The following is a 13,239-nucleotide window of genomic DNA, read 5'->3' as shown; positions in this document are numbered from 1 at the left end:
CTGAGGACAAAGGAGATCGCCCGTGCTAGCCTCATCATTACGGAGCAACAACGTCAGCTCGATTGGGTCGCCTTGTGACACCCACGAGCAAAAAACCAAACAACGCGAGCGCTCAATGACGCCAGAACCAACGAACCGTGACGATAACTGGAGCCTACTGTTACAGCGAGTGGCTAACCAGCAAGATCGGAAAGCATTTGCTGAGTTGTTTGAGCACTTTGCGCCACTTATTAAAGGCTTTTGCTTGGCAAAGCCAGTCTCTAACCAGTCCTCTAGCCTGGCTGATGAATTAGTACAAGAGGTGATGATCAAGGTGTGGCAGAAAGCCGGTACTTTTGATCCTCGCAAAGCCTCGGCCAGCACTTGGATATATACTTTGGCGCGCAATTGTCGCATTGATCTGCTACGACGGGGAAACCGCCATGTAGCGCAGCCACTGGAAACCGATGACATCTGGGATACTGAGGATGAAGCAACACCCGTAACGCACCTACAAAGGATACGCGACGCCGATGTCATCAAAGCAGCTTGCAGCACGTTACCGCCAGAGCAACTGAAGGTAATAAACAAGGTGTTTGTAGAGGGCAAAACCCACGTAGAGGCGGCACAAGAGCTGTCTCTCCCCTTGGGTACGGTAAAATCCCGTGTAAGATTAGCACTCAAGAAACTGGAAATATTAGTTGGCAACCGAGCCAACAGGGTTCAACAATGATTCAACACCATCCTGATTCCACGCTCCTGGCCGAGTACGCCGCCGGCAGTATGAGCGTGGGACAATCTATGGGCATTGCCGTGCATTTGCACTTCTGCGAGCAGTGCAGGGCTCAGGTACGCGCCTTGAACCAACTGGGTGGCGCTATGCTGGATACGCAAACACCACCGGCTACGGTTGAGGCAAACGCCTTGGATAAGATTTTTAACCGTATAGACGGCGAAGCTCCGCCGCCGGTGAGCAAGCCAGCACCAGCAGCTTCGACTAGCCCCCGGTTAAAGAAAACCATGCCGCCACTGGTGGCTAAGTTGATCGGCAACCCGGCCGAGCTGAAATGGCAGCGGCTATCTCCCAGCATGAAGATGACCAACCTAGCCACGGGCCAAAGTCGGTGCCAGGTGTCGTTGATAAAAATCGCCGCTGGCGGTAGGGTTTTGGAACACGACCACAACGGTAACGAGTTTACCATCGTGTTGAAGGGGGCATTTTCCGACCACCACGGTGTGTACCAGGCAGGGGACTTCCTGCATAACCAGCCCGGTGAAGTGCACACGCCCTCGGCCACGGCTGATACAGACTGCCTGTGTTTCACCGTACTAGACGCACCGTTGAAGTTCACCGGCTTGTTGGGCAGGCTCATCAACCCATTTGTGCGGCTTAGCCCAAGCTGAATACAACACGGCTAGCCAAAACGAAAACCGGCAACTTTTTGCCGGTTTTTTGTTATTAGCGCGAATAAAACAGGTGCCAGTTAACACAACACAAGCCGTTAAGGCGCCCAGTTCAACATACTAACCAACAAGCTGTGCACAGTGGATTTAAATGTGGTTCAATTGAATGATTGCCTGCGCGTGTAGCGATCAAGATTGGGGGCCGCACACCAATATGTCGACAACAGAACACTCACCAAGTACCGCCACTGGCTCGCAAACCGAGCTGGAGTTCCTACGGCTGCGTGTTAAAGAGCTCGAAAAAGAAATCAAATCGTTGAATGAACTGGTGCGCACCGATGGGCTTACTGGTTTATACAACCAGCGCTATTTCAGGGAAGCACTGCACCGAGAATGCGAGCGTACCCAACGCAGCGGCGATGACTTTTGCCTGGTATTAGTGGACTTAGATCACTTTAAAAAAGTAAACGACCACTGGGGCCACGAGGCGGGCAACATCGCCCTAAAACGCACGGCAAAATTAATTCGCGCTACCATTCGCCCTACCGACCTACCCTGCCGCTACGGTGGAGAAGAATTTGCCATTTTGTTGCCCGGCACACCGCTAATGATCAGTGTGCAAGTGGCCGAGCGTATACGTTCTACCATTGCCGGAGCGGTAATCGTTATTGACGATAAAACATTGACGTTAACCGCCAGCTTTGGCGTTTGTGCGTTTCAACGCAACAGCACGTTATCCCAAGACCAGCTAGTTGAAACCGCAGACAAACAGCTCTACCAAGCCAAACGAGAAGGCCGTAACCGAGTGTGCTACGAACCTGCCAAATCCCACACCAGACAGCAGGTTAGTCAATCCGAAAAAGACATGCTCAGCGACTTATTCGGCAACAAATCAGACTAGTCAGTTTTCATCTCTTAGCGCACTTGTAATGCAGCACGGATTAAAAACAACGCTAACGCTGATCGTTTCAAAACCAAAAGCGTTTCTTCTTAGGGGCTAAGTTGTGCGCCGCTCGTGGTGTTTTAGCAAGCGTCGCAGGCGGTGCCGCAAAGCAAACTGCAACGCCCTGCTAAACGTTGTAGCCTGCTGGGACATGGTTAAAAAATCAAACTCCATCAAAGGTAGTTCGCAAGGCGTTTTACTGTGCACTAAAGTGCGCAACGCGGAGTGCGTTAATACTGGAATAGAAATATCCCTGGGGTTATCCATAATCAATTTAAGGTACACGGAAGGATCCAACATAGAGCCGGTTTGCTGGTTAAAATAAAACAAACGCCACTGGTACTGTTCCTGAGGAAAACAAGAAATCACCATGTTACTGGGCCGCAGAAAACTACGGCAGCGGTTTACCACCAGCTCCCCGTGCAGTTCGACATTCTCATAGCCATCAGAAAAATTCGGCTTGCAATCCCAGTAGAGTTCATCACTGCCGTCATCACGCACCACCGCTAACGATTGGCACAAATCGCCCAGGGTAAGCATTAAATGCACCCAATCTCTATTAGATAGCCGTACGTCCCCCTGCGATAGAGTCATCGCTTTAGAAGACGGCAAGGTGTGTTGTGGCAAATTGATGATTTTTCCCCCTAAGTGGATCAGGGGGCCACTATGCCAAAGCCAAAATGAATACTCATTGCAGCCGGCGCAGGTTTGACAAGCCTTTTACAATCGTGGCGGAGAAAACAAGGTGATTAAATAAAACGCAGTTATTGGCGCAACCGAAACCAACCGGTCAGTGAATATCGAGATTTCTGGGCAGCCAATACCTCGTGCGGGAAGAGCTCACTAAAAAATACCACCAGGCGCCCCCCCCATGGGTACTACGGTTTCTATCACACTGTCGGCGTTGTCTTGGTCGTAGACAAGTAGCTCTCCGCCGTCGCGGGTTTGCCAGGCATCATTCAAATAATAAATGGTGGACAAACGGCGATTACCCTCACCCCGGAAGGCATCCCAGTGCTTTTGATAAAAGTCCCCGGCATCGTAACGGGCAAAATGGCACTCAAAATCGAACAAGCCCAAGTAAAACGCTTGATTGGCCGCTTGGCGCAATGCCTCCATGGCCTGAGCATACAGGGGAATACTGTGTTCTGCGTTGGCCAACCAGTGGATTTTATCTCGGCGCACCTCGTCCAAGGTTTGGGCTTGGCCTCGCCCTACACCGGCCCGGCGCAGGTCGCCGTCGCTTACCTGTTGTAAAGCCTGCCGGCACTCGGCAAGGGCACCGGGAATGGCGCAATCAATCACCGCGTAGCCTTTATCTATCAAGGCGGCGATGATGACTTCAGGGTTAAACGCTTGGCCAGAAGAAAGGGACATTGGGCAGGCTCATAAACGGGGTGTGCTACCAACTCACTTTGCCGCGGTTGGATTTTACCGTGCTACGCTGGGTTTTCTTTTGCAAGCGGCGCTCTTTAGAGGCGCGGGTGGGCCGAGTGGCCTTGCGCTTCTTTTGGGTTTTGGTGGCATCTTGCAGCCACTGTTGAAAGCGCACTAAAGCCGCGTAACGGTTCTGCTCTTGGGTGCGGTGCTCTTGTGACTTCAGAACAAATTCACCCGCATTGGTTAGGCGCTGGTCGCTCACCGATAGCAACTTTTCTTTGACTTCTTCCGGCAGCGAGGATGCCACGATATTAAACCGCAAATGGATAGCGCTAGAGACTTTATTTACGTTTTGCCCGCCAGAGCCTTGGGCCCTAATCGCACTAAAGTCGATTTCCTCCAGCGGTACTCGCACACCGGGTGAAATAAAAATGCCTTGCGCAAACTCGTCCATGTTACTGCCTTGGCCTACTGCCGGCGGGATTTAAATTCAAATACATTATTTGCACTGGATTTCTCCAATACAATGTCGACGGTTTCTGTTGGGTCTGGCCCTGGGGATTGAAACCAACCGTAAAACAACACGGCCAGCAGCGCCATAAAGCTAGCCACTACCGGAAACATATAAGGCAACCCAGCTCGGCGGTCTATCATTACCAAACCGCCAAAAAACACCGCCACCCAAATTAAATGTTGGTAATTAATTTGTTTAAGGCGTTTTGTCCAAGGCACCGGCGGGCGGGCAACGCTCATTAAAGCCACGTTGCAATAGGGGCAAATCAAATTGCGCTTATCATCCATCCAATTATCGCACTTGGCCTCGCTCTCAGCGAACACGTTGGAACAATTAGCGCAGCGATAACTCATGGTTCAAGCTCAAAGATTTTTATTAATAGGCACACCTTCTAAACCCCTAATGACGGCACTGTGCCGGATCGCCATTGCGCAAAACCTATGCGGTCGGTGCATTAGGTTTTAGGTAAAGTCACCCCAGTTTGGCCCTGGTATTTACCACCACGATCTTTATAAGACGTAGCGCATACTTCGTCGGATTCAAAAAACAACATTTGAGCCACGCCTTCGTTGGCGTAAATTTTGGCGGGCAGTGGCGTGGTATTGGAAAACTCCAAGGTAACGTGTCCTTCCCACTCCGGTTCCAAGGGCGTTACATTGACAATAATACCGCAACGAGCATAAGTCGATTTACCTAAGCACACGGTTAATATATTTCGCGGAATGCGGAAGTACTCCACCGTGCGCGCCAACGCAAACGAGTTGGGCGGAATCACACACACATCGCTCTGCATATTTACAAAGCTGTTTTCATCAAAGTTTTTCGGGTCTACCACCACTGAATGCACATTGGTAAACACCTTAAATTCGTTTGCGCAGCGCACGTCATATCCGTAGCTGGAGGTACCGTAAGAAATCAGCCTCTGGCCATCGGCGCTCTCGCGTACCTGGCCGGGCTCAAACGGCTCAATCATGCCGTGTTCTTGGGCCATGCGGCACATCCACTTGTCGGATTTGATACTCATAACGTGTCTCTTAAATACGATTAATTTTTAGCTAGCCGGGCATAATACCTGTACATACAGTCAAGACCAACAACCAGACGCCACAACACCGAATATTAGAGCCTGGATGTCAGGGCGGCGTAGTTGATTTCAGCCCCTACCACCCGTGTAATATACCATGGTATATTACAAAACTTACCCGATGGAGCAGAACAATCATGCACAAAACAGCGAAACTATTTTTGAACGGTCGCAGTCAAGCCGTGCGGCTCCCAGCAGAATTCCGGTTCGACTGTGATGAAGTGTATATCGCAAAAGATCCGGTTACCGGTAATGTCATATTATCCCGCAAACCAAGTAGTTGGCAGGGATTTTTCGAAGCCGCCGATGCTTCACAGATCCCAGATGATTTTCTGGCAGATCGGGACTCAAGCCCGCCCCAAGCGCGAGACCTGTTTTGATGGCTCAGGCGATTTACCTTCTCGATACCAACACAGTAAGCTTTATAATCCGGGGCCAACCTGTGCATGTTCGCGAAAGGTTGTCATCAGTACCCATGGCAAGTGTATCCATATCAGCTATTACTGAGGCAGAACTGCTTCATGGCCTGGCGAAAAACCCCTCAGCTAAACGCCTGCACACAGCGGTTCGAGAATTTCTGATCCGCGTCACTGCGTTACCGTGGGACTCCACCGCCGCTGAAGCCTACGCACATCTGAGAGCCAAAAGTGAAAAGCTGGGTAAATCTCTCAGCAACATGGACATGCTCATAGCCGCTCACGCAATGGCAAGCGACGCCATTCTGGTCACCAACGACAGAGCTTTTTATCAATTTAGTGATTTGATTCAGCTAGAAGACTGGACAACCCCCGCATAAAGCGCAGGTCAACTGCCCTCAGCAATGGTTCACCAAACCTGCAATTACATGGCCAGCCGGCCGCTAATCATCACTAATCTCAATACTGGGCGGTACCGGCGCGTTGCTGCGCCATAGGTTGGCCCCCAGGGTGCGGGCTATTTTGCAGTAACGCTGGCTGATTTCAGAGCTGGGCTCGGCCGCAACAGTCGGCAAACCGCCATCACCGTGCTCCCGAATGCTCAGCGCCAGCGGCAGGCTGCCCAGCAATTGCGTGTGGTAGCTCTCGGCCATGGATTGGCCACCGCCATGGCCAAAAATAGGCTCCTCGTGGCCGCAATTGCTGCACACGTGGGTGGACATGTTCTCTACAATCCCGAGCACCGGCACCTGTACCTTTTGGAACATTTCAATGCCCTTTTTAGCATCCAGCAGAGCGATATCTTGCGGGGTGGTAACGATCACCGCGCCGCTTAGCGGCACCTTTTGCGACAGTGTTAACTGAATATCTCCGGTGCCTGGTGGCATATCCACCAGTAGGTAATCCAGCTCGCCCCACTGGGTTTGCCCCAGCATTTGTTGCAAGGCGCCGGCCGCCATGGGCCCACGCCATACCATGGGGGTTTGCTCGGTAACCAAAAACCCCATGGACATCACCTTAATGCCCTGGGCCTCAATAGGCACAATGGTGTTGTTTTGGGCCTGTGGCCGCTGATTGGCAACACCCAGCAGGTGCGGCAAGCTGGGGCCGTAGATATCGGCATCTAATATACCCACCTGGGCGCCCTCTGCAGCCAGGGCCAAGGCCAGGTTTACCGTGGTGGTGGATTTACCCACACCACCTTTGCCAGAGGCCACCGCCACCACATGCTTCACCTGAGCAAGGTTTGGCAAGCCCTCGGCCCTAGGGCCATAGGCGATATCGGTGGTGATTTCGACATCCACATCCACCGCCCCGGCCACCACCTGCAACGAGTGGTATATGCCCTCGGCCAGGGCTTTGTGGCTGCTTGCGCAGGCAAACCCCAGGCACAGGTCTATGTCGACCTTGCCCTGCTCATCCACCACTACGCTGTGTACGGTTTCTAGCTGGCCTAGGGGCAGCCCGGTAGTGGGCTCAATACAGGCCAAAACAATGGCCTCAATTTGTGTGATATCCGGTTGCATGGTGCTCTCACTGGTTGCTTTGGCAAGGGATTATACTGCATAAGCGCCGGTTGCTTATGGTATAGTCCCGCCTCATTTTTAAGCCACCGCCAACCTTTGGCCCACAGTAAAAGAGACCGAAAAGTTATGTCTGCGCGCAATATATTGGTGACTAGTGCCCTCCCCTACGCCAATGGGCCCTTACATTTGGGCCACATGGTAGAAGCCATCCAAACCGACGTTTGGGTTCGCTTCCAAAAGCACCGTGGCAACCAATGCATGTACGTATGCGCAGACGATGCCCATGGCACTGCCATTATGCTCAAGGCCGAGCAACAAGGCATAACGCCAGAGCAACAAATTGCCAACATCAAAGCCGAGCACGAAAAAGACTACCAAGGCTTTAACATTGGTTTTGATAACTTCCACAGCACCCACTCGGAAGAAAACCAGCACTACAGCAATTTGATTTACGAGCGTCTAAAAGCCAACGGCCACATTGCCAGCCGCAACATTACCCAGGCCTACGACCCGGAAAAAAACCTGTTTTTGGCCGACCGCTACATAAAAGGCACCTGCCCTAAGTGCAACGCCGATGACCAATACGGCGATAACTGTGAAAAGTGCGGCGCAACCTACAGCCCAGCGGAGTTAAAAAATCCCAAGTCGGTGATCAGCGGTGCCACACCCATTGAAAAAGAATCCGAGCATTTCTTTTTTAAACTGCCCGAGTTTGAGGCCTTTTTAAAAGACTGGACCCGCGCTGGCCACCTACAAAACGAAGTGGCTAACAAACTGGCCGAATGGTTGGACAGCGGCCTGCAAGAATGGGACATCTCCCGCGATGCACCCTACTTTGGCTTTGAAATCCCCGGCGAGCCCGGCAAGTATTTTTACGTCTGGCTGGATGCCCCCGTGGGCTATATGGCCAGCTTTAAAAACCTGTGCGAGCGCCGCGACGATTTAGACTTTGACACCTACTGGGGCAAAGACTCCACCGCCGAGCTGTACCACTTTATTGGCAAAGACATTGTTAACTTCCACGCGCTGTTTTGGCCTGCCATGCTCACCTCCGCCGGGTTCCGTACCCCAACCGGTGTCAACGTGCACGGGTTTGTTACCGTGGATGGCGAAAAAATGTCGAAAAGCCGCGGCACCTTTATCAATGCCGCCAGCTACCTAGAGCACCTGGATGCCGACTACCTGCGCTACTACTTTGCCAGTAAGCTCACCGCCAAAGTGGATGACATCGATCTAAACCTGGAAGACTTTGTACAAAAAGTAAATTCCGATTTGGTGGGTAAATTGGTAAACCTGGCCAGCCGCACCGCTAAGTTTGTGCAAAAGGCCGGTGGCACCCTGGCCACGGATATTCACAACCCAGAGCTGTGGCAACAATTTGTGGATGCTCAAACCAGCATTGCCGAAGCCTACGAGAACCGAGAATTCGCCAAAGCCATGCGCGAAATTATGGCCCTGGCCGATGCCGCCAACGAATACCTGGCCGCCCAAGCGCCGTGGACACTGGCCAAAGACGAAGCCAACGCCGAGCAGGTGCTGGCCATTTGCTCCCAGGGCATCAATATGTTCCGCGCGCTAATGGTATTTTTAAAGCCAGTTGTACCCGCGCTAACCGAACGTGCCGAAGCATTCCTGGGTGAAACCCTGCACTGGCAAGACGACATAGAATTTAAAACCGGTGTAGCCATCAACCCGTTTAAAGCGCTTATGGGCCGGGTGGATCAAAAACAAATCGACGCCATGAAAGCCACCAACCAAGTTGCCTTGGATGCCATGCAGCCGCCGGCTACCAGCAGTGCCGATAGCGATAGCAGCGACAGCGATTTTGAACCCATTGCCGAAACCATCAACTTTGATGATTTCGCCAAGGTGGATTTGCGCATTGCCAAAATTGTTAAAGCCGACCACGTCAAAGGCGCCAACAAATTATTGCAACTCACACTGGATGCCGGCGAAGGCCACACCCGCAACGTGTTTTCCGGTATTAAGAGCGCCTATCAGCCAGAAGACTTGGAAGGTAAGCTCACTGTGCTAGTGGCCAACCTGGCGCCGCGCAAAATGAAATTTGGTATCTCTGAAGGCATGGTACTGGCCGCCGGCCCAGGCGGAAAAGACATCTATCTATTAGAGCCACACAGCGGTGCCGTACCCGGCCAGCGCGTAATGTAAGGGGTAATGCCATGAACCTAACGCTTAACGATATCCGCAGCGATATAGAACACAACGTTGCCCAGGCCCTGGCCGAGGACATCCGCGATGGCGACATCACCGCAGCGCTAATCCCGGCCGAAACACAAGCCAAAGCCCGGGTGATCACCCGCGACGACTGCACCTTTTGCGGCCGCACCTGGGTGGAGGAAGTGTTTAAGCAATTGGACCCCAGCGTAAAAATTACCTTTCATGGTAATGATGGCGATCAGTTTAAAGCCAACGACACCCTGTTTGAGCTAGAAGGCAACGCCCGCGTATTGCTCACCGGCGAGCGCGCCGCGTTGAACTTTGTGCAGTTGCTATCGGCCAACGCCAGCAAAGCCCGCCACTACGCCAATATTGTGGCCGGCACCCAAGTAAAAGTGCTGGATACCCGCAAAACCCTACCGGGCCTGCGCACCGCGCAAAAATACGCAGTAACCTGCGGCGGCTGCCACAACCACCGCATTGGCTTGTTTGATGCCTACCTCATCAAAGAAAACCACATCTCCGCCTGCGGCGGCATAGAGCAAGCGGTAACCACCGCCCGCAACAACGCCCCCGGTAAGCCGGTAGAAATTGAAGTGGAATCCATGGACGAGCTTAAGCAAGCCCTAGGCGCCGGCGCCGACATCGTTATGTTGGATAACTTCTCACTGGAAGACATGCGCACCGCCGTTGCCCTAAACAAGGCCGAATACGGTGGCAAAGCGAAGCTAGAGGCCTCCGGCGGCGTAAACGAAACCACCCTACGCCCCATCGCCGAAACCGGCGTGGACTACGTATCCATAGGCGCGCTCACCAAAAACTGCGTAGCTGTAGATTTGTCTATGCGGATTGTTTGGTAGACCTGTAACCCGCCGCACGGCGGGTACTGCTTTTAAGTCACCATCCTGTTTTTAAATCACCCCCCCCCCCCACCAACAGGCGAGCCGTTAGGTTTGGCTGGCCCAGCCACAGTCTTCGCAAGCCAGTTCTATAATTTTCATTTCCACAGATTTCTTTAGCAGTAACCTGTGCCCTACAAACAAACCAAAGGCTAATATAGTCATCGCGAGATGCAAAAGAATAGCTGCGAAGCAAACAATGCTTAGGGCCAGCAACGCGACACTTACGCGTAACAATTTTGCCGATCCTTCTGCCGCCCCTTCAATAGGCGCCGTCTTCATATTGTTTGATCCGCAAGTGGAACATACTAGATTCATAATCTCAGCGGCGCATCTATTTGGGATATGTGTTGAGCACTGACTCTGATTGGAAACTGTAGGCGATTACCCGAAATAGTCCGCCGGGCAGGAGGCGGTCTGAGGATAGTCGCTGGCGGCTTCAACGAAGCCTACATGAATACCATCAATCAGCCAGCCTGCGGAACCGGCGCTGTATTTAAGGCTAAACACCACCGGCTCTTCCTCTGAGTTAGTGCCATTAATAATTAAGCAGCCTACATCATTCTCTATACTTTCAAAGTGGCTATGAGTGTTAGACATAGTGTTTTTAAACAGCAGTTGATCGGCCGCATCTGGGTTGCTCTGATAGCCCTCCCCCAGCAGGTTGCGACTAAAAAAATCATCAGCAACTTCAATGATATTGTTCCGATCGGCGACGGAAACATAATCAGAATAGGCCCCGTAGAGAGTATCGGAATCCTCTACGGTGACACATCCCACAACCAGTGGTAACAATAAACAACTTAGAAAAAGCACTCGCATAGTTATCAGGAGTTTCCGTCAGTTAATGAACAGCATCATCAAACTATTTCAAATAAACGCGCCGTTGCGCCTTACCTCACTTGCGTTGGGTATAGGCGGCAATAGATTTCAAATCGGCCTTAGCTTTATTGGTTAAAGTAAATGCCACCATTAGCCAAGTTCATCATCCAATTCGTTCATGAGCGCTTCGTAGCTATATTCGGCAGTACCGCTCTGCTCTCCCTCTTCAAGCAATCTTCGCAGTGTGGCAACTTTATTCTCGTTTTCTTCTAGCAGTCTCAGCGCTGCCCGCACAACCTCGCTGGTAGATGCATAACGCCCTTCGACAACTTGGCGGTTTATGAATCCTTCAAAATGTTCTCCAAGGGTAATACTAGTATTCCCTGCCATCGGCCAGCCTCCAGTACGACGTGACGCTCATCATTGGTATATCAGTCATAGTAAAACAATCCACACCACCACAACGCTGGACTGGGTCTCACCAAACGCCGAGCCCTACAATAGAACAACATTTGACCAACCCCACAAAACCGAGCAGACATAATCCCAGCCTTACCCACAAAAACCGATAATTTGTTAGGTAGTTGTGCGTTATTAGCGGTTTTGAGGCTTTTGTGCCTGCGCTTTGCCAAATCCCAGCTACAATATTACAGATAGCGAATATAACGCCCAGGCCAGCTGGCTGGCACCCAATGCCGCCGGTGGACGCCGCTGTAATAAAGGACTGTAGTAACCGCCATGAACCAAGCGCAACCCCCACAGGCACCGCTGCACCAGCAGCAATTGCTGCAAAAAATCGAGGCTCGCACTGCCACCGTGGGAATCATCGGCCTGGGCTACGTGGGCCTACCCCTGGCCCTGGCGGTGTGCGAGGCCGGGTTTGGCCAGGTGATTGGCTTTGATATAGACCCAGACAAAATACACGCCCTGCGCACCGGTGGCTGCTATATCAAACACCTAGACGTATCCCGCGTGCAACAGGCCACCCAAAGCCAAAACGGCCAAAAGGCCCCACTGGAAGTGACCGCCGACTACAGCCGGGTAACCGATGTAGACGTGCTGGTGATGTGCGTGCCTACCCCGCTCACCAAGCACCGCGAGCCCGACCTACGCTTTTTAATCAACACCCTTAGCGCCATACAACCGCACCTGCACAAGGGCATGCTGCTGTCGTTGGAGAGCACCACCTACCCCGGCACCACAGAAGAATACCTGGTGCCCCTGGTGCAACTGCAAAAACTCACCGTAGGCGACGATATTTTTGTGGTGTTTTCGCCAGAGCGAGAAGACCCAGGCAACAAACAATTCCCCACCGCCAGCATCCCCAAGGTTTGCGGTGGCATTAGCCAACACTGCCTAGCCGCCGGCAGCGCCTTTTACCAAACCGTAGTTAACCAAGTGGTGCCCGTTAGCAGCACCCGCGCCGCAGAAATGACCAAGCTGCTGGAGAACATCCACCGCGCGGTAAATATTGGCCTGGTCAACGAAATGAAGATCGTGGCCGATAAAATGCACATCGATATCCACGAAGTCATCGACGCCGCCGCCACCAAACCCTTTGGCTTTACCAAATACACCCCAGGCCCCGGCCTAGGTGGCCACTGCATCCCCATAGACCCGTTTTACCTCACCTGGAAAGCCCGCGAATACGGCATTAACACCCGGTTTATTGAGCTTGCCGGTGAAGTGAACCGAGCCATGCCAGAATGGGTGGTCAGCAAATTAATGGATGCCCTCAACGAACGCGGCAAAGCGTTAAAAGGCAGCAAGATTTTGGTACTGGGCATTGCCTACAAAAAGAACATCGACGACGCCCGCGAAAGCCCCGCCATTAAAATTATGGAGCTACTGCGCAGCAAAGGCGCCGAAATAGCCTACAGCGACCCGCATATCCCTACCTTTCCTAAAATGCGGGATCACCGGTTTGAGTTGAGTAGTGTGGAATTGACGGCGGAGAGCGTTGGTGGGTTTGATGGTGTTTTGCTCACCACGGATCATGATAAATTCGATTATCCGTTAGTTGAATCCGCTAGCGACATTCTGATCGATACCCGAAATCGGTACCAAAACTCTGCCAAGATCATTAAAGGCTGA

At 52.2% G+C, this 13,239-nt stretch carries 17 protein-coding genes; 8 read left to right on the top strand and 9 right to left on the bottom strand.

Annotated features, from left to right (window positions below; genetic code table 11):
- Positions 1 to 22: 22 nt before the first annotated feature.
- The 3 genes from ACGHM3_RS07335 to ACGHM3_RS07325 all read left to right on the top strand — a co-directional run bounded on the left by ACGHM3_RS07335 (position 23) and on the right by ACGHM3_RS07325 (position 2,284).
- Complete coding sequence (locus ACGHM3_RS07335; RefSeq protein WP_345417528.1) at positions 23 to 712, top strand: sigma-70 family RNA polymerase sigma factor; 690 nt, start codon at positions 23 to 25, stop codon at positions 710 to 712.
- Positions 709 to 1,383, top strand: a complete 675-nt coding sequence (locus ACGHM3_RS07330) for a ChrR family anti-sigma-E factor (protein ID WP_345417525.1) — start codon at positions 709 to 711, stop codon at positions 1,381 to 1,383. The genes ACGHM3_RS07335 and ACGHM3_RS07330 overlap by 4 nt, the downstream gene beginning before the upstream one ends.
- Before the next feature lie 214 nt (positions 1,384 to 1,597).
- Positions 1,598 to 2,284: a GGDEF domain-containing protein gene (locus ACGHM3_RS07325; protein WP_345417522.1), complete on the top strand. Its 687-nt coding sequence runs from the start codon at positions 1,598 to 1,600 to the stop codon at positions 2,282 to 2,284.
- 96 nt (positions 2,285 to 2,380) lie between these two features.
- On the opposite strand, the gene ACGHM3_RS07320 is transcribed toward ACGHM3_RS07325, so the two are convergent.
- The 6 genes from ACGHM3_RS07320 to dcd form a co-directional block, all read right to left on the bottom strand.
- A complete protein-coding gene (locus tag ACGHM3_RS07320) occupies positions 2,381 to 2,953 on the bottom strand; it encodes a hypothetical protein (RefSeq protein WP_345417519.1) in 573 nt (190 codons plus the stop codon).
- 137 nt (positions 2,954 to 3,090) lie between these two features.
- Complete coding sequence (locus tag ACGHM3_RS07315; RefSeq protein ID WP_390517884.1) at positions 3,091 to 3,183, bottom strand: hypothetical protein; 93 nt, start codon at positions 3,181 to 3,183, stop codon at positions 3,091 to 3,093.
- Entirely contained in the window at positions 3,170 to 3,703 is a 534-nt protein-coding gene (locus ACGHM3_RS07310) for a 2OG-Fe(II) oxygenase (protein ID WP_345417512.1), read from the bottom strand. The genes ACGHM3_RS07315 and ACGHM3_RS07310 overlap by 14 nt, the downstream gene beginning before the upstream one ends.
- Positions 3,704 to 3,728: 25 nt before the next feature.
- Entirely contained in the window at positions 3,729 to 4,160 is a 432-nt protein-coding gene (gene arfB, locus ACGHM3_RS07305; RefSeq protein ID WP_345417510.1) for an alternative ribosome rescue aminoacyl-tRNA hydrolase ArfB, read from the bottom strand.
- Between the two features lie 14 nt (positions 4,161 to 4,174).
- Entirely contained in the window at positions 4,175 to 4,573 is a 399-nt protein-coding gene (locus tag ACGHM3_RS07300) for a hypothetical protein (RefSeq protein ID WP_345417507.1), read from the bottom strand.
- Positions 4,574 to 4,674: 101 nt separating this feature from the next.
- Positions 4,675 to 5,244, bottom strand: a complete 570-nt coding sequence (gene dcd / locus ACGHM3_RS07295) for a dCTP deaminase (protein ID WP_345417504.1) — start codon at positions 5,242 to 5,244, stop codon at positions 4,675 to 4,677.
- Between the two features lie 197 nt (positions 5,245 to 5,441).
- Between dcd and ACGHM3_RS07290 the strand changes: the two genes are divergently transcribed.
- Both ACGHM3_RS07290 and ACGHM3_RS07285 read left to right on the top strand, forming a co-directional pair.
- Complete coding sequence (locus ACGHM3_RS07290) at positions 5,442 to 5,684, top strand: type II toxin-antitoxin system VapB family antitoxin (protein WP_345417501.1); 243 nt, start codon at positions 5,442 to 5,444, stop codon at positions 5,682 to 5,684.
- A complete protein-coding gene (locus ACGHM3_RS07285) occupies positions 5,684 to 6,100 on the top strand; it encodes a type II toxin-antitoxin system VapC family toxin (protein WP_345417498.1) in 417 nt (138 codons plus the stop codon). The genes ACGHM3_RS07290 and ACGHM3_RS07285 overlap by 1 nt, the downstream gene beginning before the upstream one ends.
- 63 nt (positions 6,101 to 6,163) lie before the next feature.
- Here ACGHM3_RS07285 and apbC read toward each other — a convergent pair whose 3' ends face one another.
- Positions 6,164 to 7,246: an iron-sulfur cluster carrier protein ApbC gene (apbC, locus tag ACGHM3_RS07280; protein ID WP_345417495.1), complete on the bottom strand. Its 1,083-nt coding sequence runs from the start codon at positions 7,244 to 7,246 to the stop codon at positions 6,164 to 6,166.
- Positions 7,247 to 7,372: 126 nt separating this feature from the next.
- Here apbC and metG point away from each other — a divergent pair, with 126 nt between their 5' ends.
- Together metG and nadC are read left to right on the top strand one after the other, a co-directional pair.
- Positions 7,373 to 9,415: a methionine--tRNA ligase gene (gene metG, locus ACGHM3_RS07275; RefSeq protein ID WP_345417492.1), complete on the top strand. Its 2,043-nt coding sequence runs from the start codon at positions 7,373 to 7,375 to the stop codon at positions 9,413 to 9,415.
- Positions 9,416 to 9,426: 11 nt separating this feature from the next.
- Positions 9,427 to 10,284, top strand: coding sequence for a carboxylating nicotinate-nucleotide diphosphorylase (gene nadC / locus ACGHM3_RS07270; protein ID WP_345417488.1), 858 nt, complete (start codon positions 9,427 to 9,429; stop codon positions 10,282 to 10,284).
- Between the two features lie 423 nt (positions 10,285 to 10,707).
- Here nadC and ACGHM3_RS07265 read toward each other — a convergent pair whose 3' ends face one another.
- Together ACGHM3_RS07265 and ACGHM3_RS07260 are read right to left on the bottom strand one after the other, a co-directional pair.
- Positions 10,708 to 11,118: a hypothetical protein gene (locus ACGHM3_RS07265; RefSeq protein ID WP_345417485.1), complete on the bottom strand. Its 411-nt coding sequence runs from the start codon at positions 11,116 to 11,118 to the stop codon at positions 10,708 to 10,710.
- 177 nt (positions 11,119 to 11,295) lie between these two features.
- Positions 11,296 to 11,535: a type II toxin-antitoxin system ParD family antitoxin gene (locus ACGHM3_RS07260; RefSeq protein ID WP_345417482.1), complete on the bottom strand. Its 240-nt coding sequence runs from the start codon at positions 11,533 to 11,535 to the stop codon at positions 11,296 to 11,298.
- Between the two features lie 348 nt (positions 11,536 to 11,883).
- Between ACGHM3_RS07260 and ACGHM3_RS07255 the strand changes: the two genes are divergently transcribed.
- Positions 11,884 to 13,239 carry a nucleotide sugar dehydrogenase gene (locus ACGHM3_RS07255; RefSeq protein ID WP_345417479.1) on the top strand — a complete coding sequence of 452 codons (1,356 nt, stop codon included), beginning with the start codon at positions 11,884 to 11,886 and terminating at the stop codon, positions 13,237 to 13,239.

Source organism: Halioxenophilus aromaticivorans, from assembly GCF_042850945.1.
GTDB classification, from domain to species: Bacteria; Pseudomonadota; Gammaproteobacteria; order Pseudomonadales; family Cellvibrionaceae; genus Halioxenophilus; species Halioxenophilus aromaticivorans.
This window is presented reverse-complemented; position numbering and strand designations above follow the sequence as displayed.

What these genes read in the sequence shown, in the direction of transcription:
- ACGHM3_RS07330 (WP_345417525.1), top strand. Translation starts at nt 709, where the DNA reads ATGATTCAACACCATCCTGATTCCACGCTCCTGGCCGAGTACGCCGCC.
- ACGHM3_RS07325 (WP_345417522.1), top strand. Translation starts at nt 1,598, where the DNA reads ATGTCGACAACAGAACACTCACCAAGTACCGCCACTGGCTCGCAAACC.
- ACGHM3_RS07310 (WP_345417512.1), bottom strand. Translation starts at nt 3,703, where the DNA reads ATGTCCCTTTCTTCTGGCCAAGCGTTTAACCCTGAAGTCATCATCGCC.
- arfB (WP_345417510.1), bottom strand. Translation starts at nt 4,160, where the DNA reads ATGGACGAGTTTGCGCAAGGCATTTTTATTTCACCCGGTGTGCGAGTA.
- ACGHM3_RS07300 (WP_345417507.1), bottom strand. Translation starts at nt 4,573, where the DNA reads ATGAGTTATCGCTGCGCTAATTGTTCCAACGTGTTCGCTGAGAGCGAG.
- dcd (WP_345417504.1), bottom strand. Translation starts at nt 5,244, where the DNA reads ATGAGTATCAAATCCGACAAGTGGATGTGCCGCATGGCCCAAGAACAC.
- ACGHM3_RS07290 (WP_345417501.1), top strand. Translation starts at nt 5,442, where the DNA reads ATGCACAAAACAGCGAAACTATTTTTGAACGGTCGCAGTCAAGCCGTG.
- ACGHM3_RS07285 (WP_345417498.1), top strand. Translation starts at nt 5,684, where the DNA reads ATGGCTCAGGCGATTTACCTTCTCGATACCAACACAGTAAGCTTTATA.
- apbC (WP_345417495.1), bottom strand. Translation starts at nt 7,246, where the DNA reads ATGCAACCGGATATCACACAAATTGAGGCCATTGTTTTGGCCTGTATT.
- metG (WP_345417492.1), top strand. Translation starts at nt 7,373, where the DNA reads ATGTCTGCGCGCAATATATTGGTGACTAGTGCCCTCCCCTACGCCAAT.
- nadC (WP_345417488.1), top strand. Translation starts at nt 9,427, where the DNA reads ATGAACCTAACGCTTAACGATATCCGCAGCGATATAGAACACAACGTT.
- ACGHM3_RS07260 (WP_345417482.1), bottom strand. Translation starts at nt 11,535, where the DNA reads ATGGCAGGGAATACTAGTATTACCCTTGGAGAACATTTTGAAGGATTC.
- ACGHM3_RS07255 (WP_345417479.1), top strand. Translation starts at nt 11,884, where the DNA reads ATGAACCAAGCGCAACCCCCACAGGCACCGCTGCACCAGCAGCAATTG.